Origin of the sequence: Pseudomonas caspiana, assembly GCF_040224095.2 — a bacterium.
GTDB classification, from domain to species: domain Bacteria; phylum Pseudomonadota; class Gammaproteobacteria; order Pseudomonadales; family Pseudomonadaceae; genus Aquipseudomonas; species Aquipseudomonas caspiana.
Window position 1 is genome coordinate 1,793,137 of record NZ_CP167995.1, and the last position, 16,439, is coordinate 1,809,575.

Consider the following 16,439-nt stretch of genomic DNA (forward strand, 5'->3'; position numbering starts at 1 on the left):
CGGACGCTTTGCGCCGTGGGGCCCCATGAGGTCAGTCCCGACCCGATAATAGCCTTTTGATACTTGTCGTCTAGTCCACCGCTACTAAAGTGGGTGTCGGCGCTGAAAGGATAAACCTGAGTCGCTTGGCGGAAATTTCTCAAATTCCTGTGCGTTATAGCGAAAGGCTTACACGAAGAGGGGAGTTCCGCTCTATGAGTTGTCACATTTAAGCGGTAAATTGGATCCATCACCGCAGCGAAGGAAGCGCTTCGGGATCACGGATGATCGACCATCGCCAGGACGGCTACTGACAGGATGTTGGAATGGTCATACAAAAAACCCGCCTCGGCGGGTTTTTTGTTTTCTGCTGGAATTGAGATTTAAGGTTGGCTTCCACAAAGAAGGAAGCATTTTAAATATCCGGGGCGCAGCCTTTCAGCACCAGTCGGATGATTGTCTGCGTTGCTGCTTCGTAATCACTGTCTTCCAGTTTTGTCTTGCCGGTGACCGTTGATATCTGCCAGTCGAAGTCGGCATAGGTCTGGGTCGCAGCCCAAATCGTGAACATCAAGTGATGGGGATCGATGGGCGCGATCAGACCGCTGTCGATCCAGCCCTGAATGCAATCAATATTGTGTTTGGCCTGGCCGTTGAGTTGCTCTACCTGCTCAGGCGAGAGGTGCGGCGCGCCATGCATGATCTCGCTGGCGAATACTTTCGAGGCGAAGGGCAGGTCGCGGGAGATCAGGATTTTTGAACGGATATAGGCGCTGAGCACCTCGGCAGGCACGCCATCGCGATTGAAAGGCGTGGAGGCGCGCAGGATCGGCTCGATGATGCTTTCGAGCACCTCGCGGTAGAGGTTTTCCTTGGACTTGAAGTAGTAGTAAACGTTGGGCTTGGGGACGCCTGCCTTGGCGGCGATGTCGCTGGTTTTGCTAGCTGCAAAGCCTTTGTCGGCGAACTCTTCACTGGCGGCACGCAGGATCAGCTCTTTGTTGCGCTCGCGAATACTGCTCATAAACCAGAGGTTTCCTTGCCCGATCGGCGGTTGCGCATGGTAGCACCCGCCTCATGAGCGCCTCAATATCGGCCAACCTCTTGATCCGTGCTGTGCTTCAATGGCCGCTGCGTGGCATCAATCATGCTGCCTTATCGAACGTTCGATGACGTATTCAAGGATATTGACTGTGGCTGCTGGAAGTTTGCTGACTCTTTTGGATGACATCGCGACGCTATTGGACGACGTGTCTCTGGCCGCAAAGAAAACCGCTGGTGTGTTGGGCGACGATCTGGCGCTTAACGCACAACAGGTCACCGGAGTGTCCGCCGATCGTGAATTGCCCGTTGTGTGGGCGGTGGCCAAGGGTTCCTTGATCAACAAGGCAATACTGGTGCCCGCTGCCTTGCTGATCAGTGCGTTTGCACCTTGGGCGATTCTGCCTCTGTTAATGATTGGCGGTGCTTACTTGTGTTTCGAAGGTTTCGAGAAGATTGCCCATAAATGGCTGCATCCCGAAACCGGGCAACAGCGTCAGCAGCGCAGGGAGGCTGCCACCGACAAGAATGTCGACATGGTCGCGTTCGAAAAAGACAGGGTCAAAGGGGCGATTCGGACTGACTTCATTCTCTCGGCAGAAATCATCGTGCTGGCGCTGGGCGTGGTGTCCACCCGACCATTTCTGGATCAGGTCGGCGTGCTTGTTATCGTAGCGGTGTTGATCACCGTCGGCGTATACGGTCTGGTGGCGGGCATCGTCAAACTGGACGATCTCGGCCTTTATTTGAAGAAAAGCGCCAGGTCGGCGGTGCAAAGTATGGGTTCAGCGCTACTGTGGCTGGCGCCGGTATTGATGAAAATCCTTTCGATTGTCGGTACTGCCGCGATGTTTATGGTCGGCGGCGGGATTCTCACCCATGGCGTGCCTTTCGCTCATCACTGGATCGAAGGCGTAACGGAGCATGCGGCGCAAACGGTCGGTGGTTTTTCGATGGTGGTGCCTACTCTGCTGGACGCAGTCGCCGGTATTATTGCAGGTGCGTTGGTCCTGCTGCTGGTCACGGTAGCGGGGAAAGTCTGGAAACTAATCAGGGCCTGAATGGCTGGTCGACTTGAATGAATAGCCCACTGTTTTCCAGCGTTGTCGCGTATGCCCAGCAATGTGAGCGTCAGTTAGTGGAGATCCTGCATTTGCGGCCCAATCTGGACCGCAAGCAGGTTTCGGCCTGGGTCGATGAACAAAGTCACGCGCAAACCGAGAGTGATCCATTGGAGTTGCTGCGTGCAATCAACTCGAAAGTGCGGGCGGGCAAGCCGTTGCCGTGGGAGTAGATACGTAAAACTCTGGACTCACGAGATTCCTGTGGGAGCGAGGCTTGCCCGCGATGCATGAGACGCAGCCAGAAGACATACCGCGTTATCATTTATCGCGAGCAAGCTCACTCCTACAGGGTCCATGTTTGCCGCGCGGCGTCTGGACGACGGGAGCGCTCCTACAGATTTCGTATTCGAATCAGAAGAACACTTTCACCAGCAAGCTCGCGGTGTTCTGGTCGGTGTCGAAGAACTTGGTGTCTTCAATGCCGTATTTGTCAGACCAGTAATCGTACTCAATACCCACATACAGTTGGCGCTCAGGCAAGTTGATCGCTTTACCCAGGTCGTATTTGATTTGCGGGTTGAAGTGTACGTTGGACTTGTATTCGCCATTGCGGTCGGACTTGTTGTCCACCACCCAGTCAATAAAACCGTCGATCAGGATGTCGGATTTGCCCACTGGAATCGTATAGGACCAGACCGGTGTAACCTGCCATGCGCCATAACCCGCGCGATGGCCGTCGGTGTAACGCTTGTAGAAGTTCAGCTGGAAGTAATCGAAGCCCGGGATGTTCAAGTCAAAGCCTGGACCAATCAGGTACGACTCGTTATCGCCTTCACCGAACTCGTAAGTGGCCGCCAGCAATACATCGGAGATCGGGCCGAACTCGAATTTCTGACCAAAGATCTTGCCCATGGACAAGCGCGGGGAAATCTCACCGTAGTAGGTGTTGTCGCCGTTGGTGGCGTCGCCTTTGCCGTTATAGAAGATCTTGTCGATGAACAGGAAGTTATCGCCGTATTTCCAGCCGTCAGCGTGTTCAAAAGTGAACGTCTGTTGGTTTGACGGGTTGACTGTAAAGTCGCGACCGTTGAGGTAAGTCAGGCTGTTGCTCTGCCATTGCAGCAGGCCGTCGGCCATGCTTTGCCCGGACGCCAGAAGACTGCCGGCAACTATCGCGCTGGAAATAATACGGTTCATTCAATGCTCCCCTGATGGATCGATATGGTCTTTTTTTGGGTGCTCTTTGTAGGCACTTTTCCGCGGTTAAAACATGTCTGTTTGGTCAGCTTTGACTACATAGCAAGAGCTGAGCCAATGCTGATTGAAAAGCGCACGAAAGTGCTATCGGCTGCATCTTTAACAGTCGATCAGGGCTTTTTTCAGAAAAACGCGACAGTTGACCGGTTGGTCAGTTAGTTGTCTGTTCAGTCAGCATTGCAACACGGCGGGTTTTAACGCGGCGGCGGAGGATATTGGCTGCGCGTGTTTCGTGCAAGTGCTCTGGGACAGGGCAGGGCGAACAATTGTGGGGCGTAAATTAATGTTTCATATACCTGACTGTAGGAGCTGCCAAAGGCTGCGATGGCGGTGTATCAGGTAAATGCCATCGCAGCCTTCGCCAGCTCCTACAGTCAGGTGCTCGGCCAGCGATCAGTGGGGCTGCGCGCCTGCCGTCACCCACGCCCCAATGAGGTCTCTTTCCTGCTGAGTCATCTGGGTAATGTTGCCCAGCGGCATGATCTGCGAGGTCACGGCCTGGGCCTGAATGCGCGGGGCCATTTGCTTGATCTGTTCTGCTGTGTCGAACATCACGCCGGCAGGCGCGGTGCTGAATAACTGGCTGGTGGGTTTGGCTGAGTGGCACACGGTGCAGCGTTCATGAATCACGCTCTGCACCTTCCCGAAGTCTACGCCCGGACTGGCAACTGCAGCCTCTGCAACAGGTTCCGGAGGCGGAGCCGGGCGCACTTCGTCATGGCGATAGCCGCCGACGGCGGTCCCCGGTAATGGCTGATATTCGATCTTCTTTGCTTGCTGTGGTTGTGGCATCGGCGCAGGGCCGGTGACGTAAGCCAGACAAATCATGCCCAGTGCAGCGACAGGCAGGGTCCAGGCGAATTTATGGCTGTTGTGCCGCGTATTGAAATAGTGCCGGACCAGCACTGCCAACACACCGATCCCGGCCAGGATCAGCCAGTTGTAAGCGCTACCGTAAGTGCTCGGGAAATGGTTGCTGATCATGATGAACAGCACCGGCAACGTGAAGTAGTTGTTGTGGCGTGAGCGCAGCAAGCCTTTGGCGGGCAACGATGGATCCGGTGTGCGGTTCTCGGCGATGGCTGCTATCAATGCGCGTTGGGCGGGCATGATGATGCGGAACACGTTGCCGACCATGATCGTGCCGATGATCGCGCCAACATGCAGGTAAGCGCCGCGACCGCTGAACACTTTGCTGAAACCATACGCCGCAGCGATGACCAGCACGAACAGAATCAAGCCGAGCAGGGCGGGGCGTTTGCCCAGCGCTGAATCACAGAGAAAGCTGTAGACGAACCAGCCGACGAACAGCGAACCCAGTCCGAGCGCCACGCCTTCCACGCCGGACAGGCTGCTGCCCGGTGCGAGCAGGTACAAGGTCGGATTGGCGTAGAACACCAAGCACAGCATGGCCACGCCTGACAGCCAGGTGAAATAGGCTTCCCATTTGAACCAGTGCAGGTTCTCAGGCATGGTCGGCGGGGCGAGTTTGTATTTTTCCAGGTGGTAGATGCCGCCACCGTGAATGGCCCATAAATCCCCGGACAGACCATCGCGGGGATTGACCCGGTTCAGGTTGTTCTCCAGCCAGACAAAGTAGAACGATGCGCCGATCCAGGCGATGCCGACAATCATGTGAATCCAGCGCACGCTGAGATTCAGCCATTCCATCAAATGTGCTTCCACGGGTTTACCTTCTAGCTGTCGTCACTTCTCGGACGTTCAAGCTTCTACGGGTGGGGGTCGAGAACCAGCTTCTGGCTCTCAGCGAAAAAATGCTCATCGCAGTTATTGCCAGTTCCACTGCGATCAACCACCAGGAAGTCATCCCGCTTTTCGATCGTCAGCACCGGGTGGTGCCAGACGCCGCGATGGTAATTAACACCCTGCCTGCCGTTGGTCACGAAGGCACGGGTCAGCTCTGGATCAGGTTCATCGCCAATGGGCGCGACCACGATCAGAAAAGGGTTGCCGAGCAGTGGCACAAACGCCTGACTGCCCTGCGGATGGCGCTCCAGCATGCTGATGATCAACGGCATCTGCAGCGCCTCGGCGCGGAAGATACTGATGATCGCCTTGTCGTCCGGCGTCGCGGTTTGCACCTCGGCCAAACGATGAAAACGCTGGGTCGAACCGTTGTTGATCATGAAGTGATCGCTGCCGTCGGTTTCGATGACGTCTCCGAACGGGGCGAAAGCTTCTTTGGTCAACGGCTCGATGGTCAGTGTGCGCATGCTGGGTCTTCTGTTTTCGAATTCTTTGGACCCTTGTGGGAGCGATGCTTGCCCGCGATAAGGCTGGACGCGGTTCAGGATAGACCGCGGTGTTCCTATCGCGGGCAAGCACCGCTCCCACAAGGGGGGCACGATGCTTACCTTACAACTTTACCCAACACCCGAAGACGACTCACGCCACCATCCGGGAATACGTTCAGGCGAATATGGGTGATCGGACCCAGCGCCTTGATCTGCTCAGCGAACTCGTGTTCGGCGTGCATGCTCAGTTTCTGGCTTGGCAGCAGTTCGCGCCAGAACAGGCTCTGGGTTTCGATCTGGCTGTCGGTGCCGCCTTTGACGAAGGCGCCCTGGATCGAGCAACTGTCCGGATAGTTACCTTTGAAGTGCAGGGTATCGACCACGACTTTTTCCACTTCGCCCGCATGACCCAAAGCGATGATTACCCAGTCGTTGCCAGGCGTGCGGCGACGTGCAGTTTCCCAGCCGTCGCCCATGTTCACGCCACGGCCCGGATTGAGGATGTTGCTCATGCTGCCGTAATGTTCATCCGAACACGCCAGAGCACGACCACCATTGAGCGCCGACGCCAGATCAAGTTGCTCGGTTTCACCCACGGCCGACCAGTCCCGGAACGGCACGCCGTAAACACGCAGACGGGCAACCCCGCCGTCGGGATAGATGTTGAAGCGCAAATGGCTGAACGCCTGGTCAGCGCTGATTTCATGGTAGTGATGGCTGTCGCCGTTCAGTTCCACAGCTGACAGGATTTCCGTCCACTGGGTGTTCTCGTCCGGCTCGCCGCTGGCCAGGAAGCACGCTTCCAGCGATGCCGATGGCGGATAGTTACCGGTGAAGTAGGAAGTGTCGATGTCCACGCCCTTGATCGTGCCCGCCACACCCAGGCGGATCACCGCGCTGTCGTAACCTTCGAAACGCTTGCGACGCGATTCCCAGCCGTCCATCCACTTGCCGTTGTCGTCGAACACGCCTTCTTTCCACACCGCAGGGGTGGGCTGGAACAGGCGGTTGGCGTCGGCGAACCAGTCGTCAGTGACGGAAAGGATTTTGGTGCCCAGGCGCGCGTCGGCCAGGTTGACGAACTTCTCGAAGGGTGCGGCGTAAGCTTTCATTCTTTTAGGTCTGCCTTTTGATCAGTGGCCTGGGTAGGGCGGTTAGAGGGCTTGCAAACGAAACAGGGCAATCTTGTTGATCTCGGCCAGAGCGCAGGCGAATTCGGCGTCGACCGAATTATCGATGCGGGTCTCAAAGGCTGCGAGGATCTGGTGCCGGTTACTGCCTTTGACTGCCATGATGAACGGGAAGGCGAATCGGGCTTTGTAAGCGTCGTTGAGTTCGGTAAATCGTTTGAATTCTTCGGCTGTGCATTGGTGGATGCCCGCGCCAGCCTGTTCGCTGGTGCTGGCTTCGGTCAGTTGCCCTTGCACCGCCGCTTTACCGGCGAGATCCGGGTGCGCGTTGATCAGTGCGAGCTGGCGCTCATGATCCGCGTTGAGCAGGATCTGGCTCATTCGCGCATGCAGGGTCTCGACATCGTCCAGCTCATCGAGCGCGCCCTGATCGTAAGCAGCGGCTGCGACCCATGGCGAATGTTCGTAGATGTCAGCAAAGGTCGCAATGAACTCGTCCCGGCTCAGGGCTGATGGTTTTAGCGTCATGAAACGGCTCATTGTGCGGCTTCCGGCTGATACGGGTGTTCAGCGTGCCAGTGGCGGGCAATGTCTACCCGGCGGGTGAACCAGACCTGCTCGTGGCTTTTGGCGTATTCGATGAAACGCTTGAGCGAAGCCAGACGAGCCGGGCGACCGATCAGGCGGCAATGCAAACCGATGGAAAGCATTTTCGGCGCGTCGGCACCTTCGGCATACAGCACATCGAAGGCGTCTTTGAGGTACTGGAAAAACTGATCGCCGTTGTTGAAACCCTGCACCTGAGTGAAGCGCATGTCGTTGGTGTCCAGCGTGTAGGGAATCACCAGATGAGCCTTGCCGGTCGGGTTGTCGGGCTCCCAGTAGGGCAGGTCGTCGTCATAGGTGTCGCAGTCGTAGAGAAAGCCGCCTTCCTCCATCACCAGGCGCCGGGTATTGGGCCCGGTGCGTCCGGTGTACCAGCCCAGCGGACGTTCGCCGGTGATTTCGGTGAGGATGCGGATCGCCTTGAGCATGTGCTCGCGTTCCTTGGCTTCATCCATGTACTGATAATCGATCCAGCGATAACCGTGGCTGCAAATCTCGTGACCGTCGGCAACCATGGCGCGGATCACATCCGGGTGGCGCTGGGCTGCCATGGCCACGGCAAAGATCGTCAACGGGATATCGAATTGCTTGAACAGCTTGAGGATACGCCACACACCAGCGCGGCTGCCGTATTCATAAAGCGATTCCATGCTCATGTTACGCTCGCCCTGCAGCGGTTGAGCAGAGACCATCTCGGACAGGAACGCTTCGGACTCTTTGTCGCCGTGCAGGATATTACGCTCGCCGCCTTCTTCGTAATTGAGCACGAAGGACAGCGCAATGCGTGCGTTACCCGGCCAGCGTGGGTGGGGCGGGTTGCTGCCATAACCGATCAGGTCGCGAGGATAGTCAGCGCTCACTGCAATATTCCTTATGTGCTGTGGAACAGATGCGATGGCTGGATTGTATACAAAGCGTCTTTCAATTTGTAACCTTGTTTTTTGTCCCAGATGCTTAACATGTTTCTGCAAGAAACTTGCCTAGGTGGTCAGGTAATCGTGAAAAACTCTAATTAATTCCGCGAGTCCCGGTGAATCGGGGCTGCGCGGGATATAAGCCCGCATACAGGCTTAATCAGCATTTTTTATTGTGTACAGCTTTTCGTTAAAGTGTCTTAATTCGACATTCTTTCACGGCTGCTGGCACTCAAATGGTGCGGCGTGTGGCTTTCAGATTTCAGGATGGGGCAGATTCGAAATGGGTAAATTGACGACGCACGTTCTTGACGCTGCCCACGGTTGTCCCGGCTGCTCCATCAAGGTCGAACTGTATCGGGTCGAGGGCGCAAGCCATGTGCTGGTCGCCTCGGCACAGACCAACAGCGACGGTCGTTGTGATGCGCCTTTGTTGCAAGGTGAGGACTACCGCTCGGGTGTCTACCAACTGCAATTTCATGCCGGTGACTATTATCGCGCCCGAGGTGTGGCGTTGCCTGAACCTGCGTTTCTCGATGTGGTGGTGTTGCGCTTCGGGATTGACGCCGGCCAGGAGCACTACCACGTGCCGTTGCTGATCTCGCCCTACAGTTACTCGACGTATCGTGGCAGTTGAGTGATTCACAAACGACCGCCACTTTTGCAACTCATACAGCATGGTTTAGCCCGCTCGGCAGGCGCACTGTCCGGTCGCCGCGCCCTGTGTACAATGCGCTCACTTTTTATCGTCGACTGCCACGAGCGCTCATGAACGAACCGTTGCAACCCCTCAAAAAGCAGCCACGCGTTGCGAAGCCAGTGCGCAGTGGCACTCAGGACGATGTGGTCTATGCGCACATATTCGAGGCCATTCTCGAGCAGCGTCTGGCACCTGGGACCAAGCTGAGTGAGGAAGCGCTGGGTGAAATTTTTGGCGTGAGCCGGACGATCATCCGTCGGGCGCTGTCTCGTCTGGCGCATGAAGGGGTGGTGATACTGCGGCCCAACCGTGGTGCAGTGGTCGCCAGCCCAAGCATTGATGAAGCGCGTCAGGTGTTTTTCGCGCGTCGGATGGTGGAAAAAGCCATCACTGAACTGGCTGTCGAGCATGCGACTTCGGAGCAATTGGCGGCCTTGCGGCAGATGGTCAATGAAGAGCGCGACAGTTTTGCCAAGGGCGATCGCGGTGCAGGCATTCGCCTGTCCGGCGAATTTCACCTGCAATTGGCCGTGGCGGCGAAGAACGCCCCGCTGATCAGCTTCCAGCGCAGTCTGGTCTCGCAGACCTCACTGATCATCGCCCAGTACGAAACCGGCAATCGCACGCACTGTTCATGGGATGAACACAGCCAGTTGATCGACGCGATCGAAGCTCGTGATTCCAAGCGTGCCGTCGAGCTGATGATGCATCACATGGATCACATCGACAGCAAACTCAACCTGGACGAAGACAGCGCCTCAGATGACCTGCATGCAGTGTTTTCGCATTTGAGGGTGGGGAAGAAAGGTTGAGTGTTACTGCATACCTCTGTGGGAGCCGGGCTGCCCGCGATGAGGCTAGACGCGATTCATTTTAGATCGCATCCAGCCTCATCGCGGGCAAGCCCGGCTCCCACAGGTTTTTCCGTCAGCTTCGCCTTATCTGCGGTGCACGATTTCCCCAGCCGACCAAGTCTCCAGCACCGTTCGGTCATCCCCCAGTGTCATCAGTACAAACAATGTCTCGGCAATGTCCCTGGCTTGCTTCAAACGGTACGACAGCAACGGCGTAGCGTGGTAATCCAGCACCAGAAAATCGGCTTCATTACCCACCCGCAGACTGCCAACCCGGTCGTCCAGACGCAACGCACGTGCGCCGCCCAGGGTTGCCAGGTACAGCGATTTGAAAGGGCTCAGTTTGGCGCCCTGCATCTGCATCACTTTGTAGGCTTCGTTCAAGGTTTGCAGGATTGAGAAGCTGGTGCCACCGCCCACGTCAGTGCCTACGCCGACGTTGACCTTGTGCTTTTCAGCCAGAGGCAGATTGAACAAGCCGCTGCCCAGAAACAGGTTCGAAGTAGGGCAGAAGGCGATGGCTGAACCGGTCTCGGCAAGCCGCGCGCATTCGGTGTCGCAGAGGTGTACGCCGTGGGCAAATACCGAGCGTTCACCCAGCAGTTTGAAATGGTCGTATACGTCCAGATAACCGCTGCGTTCCGGGAACAGCGCCTTGACCCACTGCACCTCCTCGACGTTTTCACTGATGTGAGTCTGCATGTACACATCGGGATACTCGGCCAGCAGTTGCCCTGCCAGTGTGAGCTGCTCCGGGGTGCTGGTCGGCGCAAATCGTGGCGTGACCGCGTAGTGCAGGCGGCCCTTGCCGTGCCAGCGTTCGATCAGCGCCTTGCTGTCGGCGTAGCCCGATTCTGCCGTATCGGTGAGGTAGTCCGGAGCGTTGCGATCCATCATCACCTTGCCAGCGATCATTCGCAGGTTGAGCTTTTCTGCTGCTTGAAAGAACGCCTCGACTGACTCCTTGTGCACGCTGCCAAACACCAGCGCAGTGGTGGTGCCGTTGCGCAGCAGTTCCTTGAGGAAAATGTCCGCGACTTCGGCTGAGTGCTGCGGGTCAGCGAACTGTTTTTCGCAGGGGAAGGTGTATGTGTTGAGCCAGTCCAGCAAACGTTCGCCGTAGGAGCCGATCATGCCGGTCTGCGGCAAATGGATGTGGGTATCGATAAAGCCAGGCGTGATCAATGCGTCCTTGTACTCGGTCACTTCGACATGGGATTCGAGGGTTGTAAGTAGTTCGGCTGCGTGGCCAAGGGCGACAATCTTGCCGTCTTCAACCAGCATCAGGCCGTCAGCGAAGTACTCGTATGACGCTTCAATGCCGACTTCTGCCGGGTCGCCAGCGCTGTGCAGAATGGCGGCTCGGTAGGCTTTTTTACTTGGGTTCATATAGGTCTCATCAAGCATAAATCAGCATTTGAATTGGAGTGTCTTGCCTGTAGGAGCGCACGAGCAGCGCGAGGCTGATACCACGCCATCGCGGCCTCGCGCTGCTCGTGCGCTCCTACGGGGAGGTGCAGCGCAACAGCAAGCCGGTTATTGCGCCCGGCTGCGCCGTGAAACCGGCAGCAGTTTGGCAACAGGTTCGGCGCTGGCGTTGTGCTGCCCGAGATTAACGTTGTAAGTGGCGATGACTTCGGCGGCGATGGATACCGCGATCTCGATGGGCAACTTGCCTTTGACTTCGCTCAGCCCCATCGGACAGCGCATGCGCTGCAACAGTGCCGGATCAAAGCCGCGATCACGCAACCGATGCTCGAATTTGACCCGCTTGGTTTTCGAGCCGATCAGACCGAAGTAGGCAAAGTCGCCGCGCTTGAGAATCGCCGCGGTCAGCTCCAGGTCCAGTTGATGGTTGTGGGTCATGACAATGCAATAACTGCCTTTGGGCAACTCATCGATTTCATCCAACGGGTCTTCGGCGACGATCTTGCGAACGCCACTGGGAATCTGCGCGGGAAACTCCTGTTCTCGAGAATCGATCCAGCGCACCCGGCAGGGCAGACTGGCCAATAAAGGCACCAGCGCTCGACCTACATGGCCGGCACCGAACACGGCGATCTGCGCCTGAGGCTGGCCCATGGGTTCGAACAGCAGCACATTCACGCCGCCGCAGCATTGGCCAAGGCTCGCGCCCAGGCTGAAACGTTCCAGGCGCGTGTCCTGGCTGCGGCTGAGCAGCATCTCCCGGGCGATCTCCATGGCTTTGTATTCCAGATGCCCGCCACCGATGGTGTCGAAGATCCGCTCGGCGCTGACCACCATCTTCGAACCGGCATTACGTGGCGTCGAGCCGCGCTCTTCGATGATGGTGACCAGCACGCAGGCTTCACCCTGGGTTTGCAGGTCGGCGAGGGCGCTGATCCAGTTCATTTTTTGATCTCCGGGCTTGCGATCTTCATCGCTTCCATCGTGGGTAAGGTCGAGCGCGACCCCGGCCGCTCCCACATTGGATCGCGGTCCCCTGTGGGAGCGGTGCTTGCCCGCGATATTGGCGACTCGGTCTTACGCATCTGCTCACACCCCCACAACACCCGCTCCGGTGTCGCGGGCGCATCGATCTTTGGTTGATGGCGATAGTCGGCCAGACTGGCCACTGCATCCTTGATCGCACACCAGGCCGAGATGCCAAGCATGAACGGCGGCTCTCCCACGGCTTTGGAATGAAACACAGTGTCTTCCGGGTTTTTGCGGTTCTCCACCAGCTTGACGCGCAAATCCAAAGGTATATCCGCGACCGCCGGAATCTTGTAGCCCGCCGGGCCGTTGGTCATGAGTTTGCCTTTGTCATTCCAGACCAGTTCTTCCGTGGTCAGCCAGCCCATCCCCTGAATATAGCCACCTTCGACCTGCCCGATATCAATGGCCGGATTCAATGACGCGCCGACGTCATGCAGGATGTCGGTACGCAGCATCTTGTACTCGCCGGTCAGGGTGTCGACGATCACTTCGCTGCAGGCTGCGCCAAAGGCAAAGTAATAAAAAGGCCTGCCCCGTGCCTGACTGCGGTCGTAGAAGATCTTCGGCGTCTTGTAATAACCGGTACTGGACAGCGAAACCTGCCCCATCCACGCCAGTTGCGCCAAAGACTGGAATGACACGATCTGTTCGCCTGCGCGAATGTGGCCGTTGCGAAACGCCACGTCTGTTTCTGCGACCTTGAAGTGTTTGGCGGCAAATTCCACCAGACGCTGTTTGAGGATTTCTGCCGCGTTCTGCGCCGCCTTGCCATTCAGATCCGCGCCGCTGGAAGCCGCAGTCGGAGAAGTGTTGGGCACTTTATCGGTGTTGGTGGCGGTGATCTGAATCCGGTCGATATCGACCTGGAATACCTCTGCCACGACTTGCGCGACTTTGACGTTCAACCCCTGACCCATTTCTGTGCCGCCGTGGTTCAGGTGGATGCTGCCGTCGGTGTAGATATGGATCAGCGCGCCGGCCTGATTAAGGAAGCTGGCGGTAAAGGAAATGCCGAACTTGACCGGGGTCAGCGCCAGGCCTTTTTTCAGAATCGGGCTGCTGGCGTTGAAAGCCCGAATCGCTTCGCGCCGCTCGTGGTATTGACTGCTTTCTTCCAGCTCGGCAGTCATTTCTTCCAGCAGGTTGTGCTCGACGGTCTGGTAGTAGTGGGTGACGTTGCGCTCGGTCTTGCCATAGTAATTGGCCTTGCGCACCGCCAATGGATCTTTGCCCAGATAGCGGGCGATGGAGTCCATGACCTCTTCGATGGCGACCATGCCTTGTGGGCCGCCGAAGCCACGGTATGCGGTGTTGGAGGCGGTGTTGGTCTTGCAACGATGGCCGTTGATTGTGGCTTCGCCCAAGTAGTAAGAGTTGTCAGCATGGAACATCGCCCGGTCGACAATTGACGCGGAAAGATCTGGCGAATAACCACAATTGCCCGCCAGATCCAGCCGAATGCCATGCAGACGGCCATCGTCATCGAAGCCCACGTCGTACTCAATGTAGAACGGGTGACGCTTGCCGGTCATCAGCATGTCTTCGACGCGGGGCAGGCGCATTTTGGTGGGCTGCCCGGTCAGGCGCGCGATCACGGCACACAGGCACGCAGGACTCGCTGCCTGGGTTTCCTTGCCGCCAAAACCACCGCCCATGCGGCGCATGTCGACGACAATTTTGTTCATCGAAACGTCCAGCACTTCGGCGACCAGTTTCTGTATTTCAGTAGGGTTCTGGGTCGAGCAGTAGACGATCATGCCGCCATCTTCGGTGGGCATTACCGAGGATATCTGGGTCTCCAGATAGAAGTGTTCCTGACCACCGATGTGCAGATTGCCCTGAAGACGATGCCGGGCAACGTCCAGTGCAGCGGCGCTGTCACCGCGCTTGTGCGTATGGCTGTCGAGCACAAAGTGCTTGGCCCGCAGCGCTTGAACCACATCCAGCACCGGTTCCAGATCTTCGTATTCAATCACCGCGGCCATTGCCGCCTGACGAGCGATATCGAGGCTGCGAGCGGCAACGGCGAGCACCGGCTGGCCGACGAACTCCACTTTGTCGATGGCCAGCAATGGATCGCCGGGCAGCAGCGGCCCGATGTCTTTCAGGCCGGGGATGTCTTCGTGAGTGATGACAATTTTCACGCCATCAAAGGCATAACAAGGCGTGGTATCGACGCTGATGATCCGCGCATGGGCATGGTCGGACAGGCGCGCATACACGTGCAGTTGATTAGGAAATTCCAGGCGGTCATCGATGTACACCGCTTCGCCGGACACATGCTTGTCGGCGCTGTCGTGCTTGACGCTGCGGCCAACGCCGGTAGTCAGATCCTGCTGAAACAGGGCGATCATTTCGGCCTGTGACTTTATGGCTGAGTTGTTAGACATAAGCCGTCACCCGCGTCTGGACAGTAGGCGTTTGCAGTTCGATGAAGTATTTGCGCAGCAGGTTTTGCGCGCTGAGCAGCCGATATTCCTTGCTGGCGCGGAAGTCTGACAGGGGCGTGAAGTCTTCGGCCAGTGCCGCGCAGGCAGCCTCCACGGTGGCAGATGTCCATGGCGAGCCGATCAGTGCCCGCTCGCAGGCGGTGGCTCGCTTGGGAATTGCTGCCATCCCTCCGTAAGCAACGCGTGCGTCAACGATGCTGCCATTCTCGACATGCAGATTGAACGCCGCGCACACCGCAGAAATATCGTCATCCAGCCGCTTCGACACTTTATAGGCGCGGAAGGCCTGCTGCGCCTTGGCTTTAGGCACGACAATGGTTTCGATGAATTCGCTTTCCTGCCGCGCCGTCACCCGGTAGTCAATAAAGTAATCCTCAAGCGCCAGGGTGCGGCGGGTGTCGCCCTTGCGCAGCACGATTTGCGCACCCAGAGCGATCAGCAGAGGAGGGGAGTCGCCAATCGGCGAGGCGTTGCCGATATTGCCGCCCAGCGTGCCTTGATTGCGGATCTGCAACGAGGCAAAGCGCTGCAGCAGTTCGCCGAAGTCCGGGTACTCGGCACTCAGGGCTGCGTAGCAATCGGTCAGTGGTGTCGCGGCGCCGATTTCCAGGCGATCATCGAAATGCTCCATGCGCTTCAGCTCGGCGACATTGCCCACATAAATCATCACCGGCAGCGGGCGGTGAAACTGAGTAACTTCAAGGGCCAGATCGGTACCGCCAGCCAGCAGCCGCGCCTGCGGGTTGGCTTCATACAAATGTGCCAGGTCGGCAACGGTCTGCGGGACCAGACAGCGCTTGTCGCCGTCATTCAGTTCACCGGTTTGCGTCGGCGCAATACTGCGCAGGCGAGCGATGGTCTGTGCCTTGCGTTCGTCGAACTGGTCCGGCTGACGCTTGCTGCACGATTGTTCGGCGGCATCGAGAATCGGGCGATAGCCAGTGCAGCGGCAGAGGTTGCCCGCCAGCGCTTCGTGGGTTTTATGACTATCGGGTTGTGTGCTGTTCTTCTGCAGGGCAAACAACGACATCACAAAACCGGGTGTGCAGAAACCGCATTGCGAGCCATGGCAATCGACCATCGCCTGCTGGACGCTGTGCAGCTTGCCTTGATGCTTGAGGTCTTCAACGCTGATCAACTGCTTGCCGTGCAAGGAAGCGACAAAAGTCAGGCACGAATTGAGGCTGCGATAACGCAGGCTGTCTTCACCCGATTCATCGCTTTGGAGTTCGCCGACCACCACCGTGCAGGCGCCGCAGTCACCGCTGGCACAGCCTTCTTTGGTGCCCGATTTGTGCAGGTGTTCGCGCAGGTAGTTGAGAACCGTCAGATTGGGGTCCAGGCTATGTTCGGTGCGTAGCTCATTGTTCAAGAGAAATTGGATCACGGCAGGTCCTCTACGCGTTTTTCTGGTCATCGAACACGACAGACCGCGTGAAAACTACTGCGCTCGGCAATACTGCGTTAAAAACAGGCGAAAAATGCTCATTTAGAACACCTAGACTCCGCTTTTTCGCCTGTTTTTGCCTTGTCTTGCCGTCGCTCGCTACGTTTTCACACGGTCTGTAAGCCCGAATTTATCAGGTCTGACTTCTCGGTCAATTTGTTTCTGACTCTTAGGTCAGGAAATGTCGTTTTTAGGCCAGGTGCGTGGTATCAGTAGGTCGCCAATGCGACGAACTGACACGATCTGTTGAAAGTTTTGCTTATTTCGTGCCAGTTTCCACTG

Annotated in this window: 15 protein-coding genes; 4 read left to right on the forward strand and 11 right to left on the reverse strand. The window is 57.2% G+C overall.

The window, feature by feature from the left end; all coding sequences use genetic code 11:
• Positions 1-394 precede the first annotated feature (394 nt).
• Positions 395-1,003: a TetR/AcrR family transcriptional regulator gene (locus tag ABRP31_RS08125; RefSeq protein ID WP_349970512.1), complete on the reverse strand. Its 609-nt coding sequence runs from the start codon at positions 1,001-1,003 to the stop codon at positions 395-397.
• Between the two features lie 169 nt (positions 1,004-1,172).
• Here ABRP31_RS08125 and ABRP31_RS08130 point away from each other — a divergent pair, with 169 nt between their 5' ends.
• Together ABRP31_RS08130 and ABRP31_RS08135 are read left to right on the forward strand one after the other, a co-directional pair.
• Positions 1,173-2,081 (forward strand): DUF808 domain-containing protein, encoded by a 909-nt coding sequence (locus ABRP31_RS08130; protein ID WP_349970513.1) that lies wholly within the window; start codon positions 1,173-1,175, stop codon positions 2,079-2,081.
• 17 nt (positions 2,082-2,098) lie between these two features.
• Complete coding sequence (locus ABRP31_RS08135) at positions 2,099-2,314, forward strand: hypothetical protein (RefSeq protein ID WP_027902392.1); 216 nt, start codon at positions 2,099-2,101, stop codon at positions 2,312-2,314.
• Between the two features lie 181 nt (positions 2,315-2,495).
• Here ABRP31_RS08135 and ABRP31_RS08140 read toward each other — a convergent pair whose 3' ends face one another.
• The 6 genes from ABRP31_RS08140 to puuE all read right to left on the reverse strand — a co-directional run bounded on the left by ABRP31_RS08140 (position 2,496) and on the right by puuE (position 8,192).
• Entirely contained in the window at positions 2,496-3,281 is a 786-nt protein-coding gene (locus ABRP31_RS08140) for an outer membrane protein OmpK (RefSeq protein ID WP_349970514.1), read from the reverse strand.
• 453 nt (positions 3,282-3,734) lie between these two features.
• A complete protein-coding gene (locus tag ABRP31_RS08145) occupies positions 3,735-5,027 on the reverse strand; it encodes a urate hydroxylase PuuD (RefSeq protein WP_349970515.1) in 1,293 nt (430 codons plus the stop codon).
• Positions 5,028-5,071: 44 nt separating this feature from the next.
• Positions 5,072-5,575, reverse strand: a complete 504-nt coding sequence (locus tag ABRP31_RS08150) for an ureidoglycolate lyase (RefSeq protein ID WP_349970516.1) — start codon at positions 5,573-5,575, stop codon at positions 5,072-5,074.
• Between the two features lie 137 nt (positions 5,576-5,712).
• Positions 5,713-6,708, reverse strand: coding sequence for an allantoicase (gene alc / locus ABRP31_RS08155; protein WP_349970517.1), 996 nt, complete (start codon positions 6,706-6,708; stop codon positions 5,713-5,715).
• Between the two features lie 42 nt (positions 6,709-6,750).
• Complete coding sequence (uraD, locus tag ABRP31_RS08160) at positions 6,751-7,266, reverse strand: 2-oxo-4-hydroxy-4-carboxy-5-ureidoimidazoline decarboxylase (RefSeq protein WP_349970518.1); 516 nt, start codon at positions 7,264-7,266, stop codon at positions 6,751-6,753.
• On the reverse strand, positions 7,263-8,192 hold the full coding sequence (puuE, locus tag ABRP31_RS08165; RefSeq protein ID WP_349970519.1) for an allantoinase PuuE: 930 nt from the start codon (positions 8,190-8,192) through the stop codon (positions 7,263-7,265). The genes uraD and puuE overlap by 4 nt, the downstream gene beginning before the upstream one ends.
• Positions 8,193-8,505: 313 nt before the next feature.
• Here puuE and uraH point away from each other — a divergent pair, with 313 nt between their 5' ends.
• Together uraH and ABRP31_RS08175 are read left to right on the forward strand one after the other, a co-directional pair.
• Positions 8,506-8,883: a hydroxyisourate hydrolase gene (gene uraH, locus ABRP31_RS08170; RefSeq protein ID WP_349970661.1), complete on the forward strand. Its 378-nt coding sequence runs from the start codon at positions 8,506-8,508 to the stop codon at positions 8,881-8,883.
• A 131-nt stretch (positions 8,884-9,014) separates the two neighbouring features.
• A complete protein-coding gene (locus tag ABRP31_RS08175; protein ID WP_349970520.1) occupies positions 9,015-9,758 on the forward strand; it encodes a GntR family transcriptional regulator in 744 nt (247 codons plus the stop codon).
• A gap of 126 nt (positions 9,759-9,884) precedes the next feature.
• Here ABRP31_RS08175 and guaD read toward each other — a convergent pair whose 3' ends face one another.
• From guaD to xdhA, 4 genes are all read right to left on the reverse strand, one after another.
• Positions 9,885-11,189, reverse strand: a complete 1,305-nt coding sequence (gene guaD, locus ABRP31_RS08180; RefSeq protein WP_349970521.1) for a guanine deaminase — start codon at positions 11,187-11,189, stop codon at positions 9,885-9,887.
• A 147-nt stretch (positions 11,190-11,336) separates the two neighbouring features.
• Positions 11,337-12,173 carry a xanthine dehydrogenase accessory protein XdhC gene (gene xdhC, locus ABRP31_RS08185; RefSeq protein WP_349970522.1) on the reverse strand — a complete coding sequence of 279 codons (837 nt, stop codon included), beginning with the start codon at positions 12,171-12,173 and terminating at the stop codon, positions 11,337-11,339.
• Entirely contained in the window at positions 12,170-14,650 is a 2,481-nt protein-coding gene (gene xdhB, locus ABRP31_RS08190; RefSeq protein ID WP_349970523.1) for a xanthine dehydrogenase molybdopterin binding subunit, read from the reverse strand. Before xdhB ends, xdhC begins: the two co-directional genes overlap by 4 nt.
• Entirely contained in the window at positions 14,643-16,097 is a 1,455-nt protein-coding gene (xdhA, locus tag ABRP31_RS08195) for a xanthine dehydrogenase small subunit (protein ID WP_349970524.1), read from the reverse strand. The genes xdhB and xdhA overlap by 8 nt, the downstream gene beginning before the upstream one ends.
• Positions 16,098-16,439 lie beyond the last annotated feature (342 nt).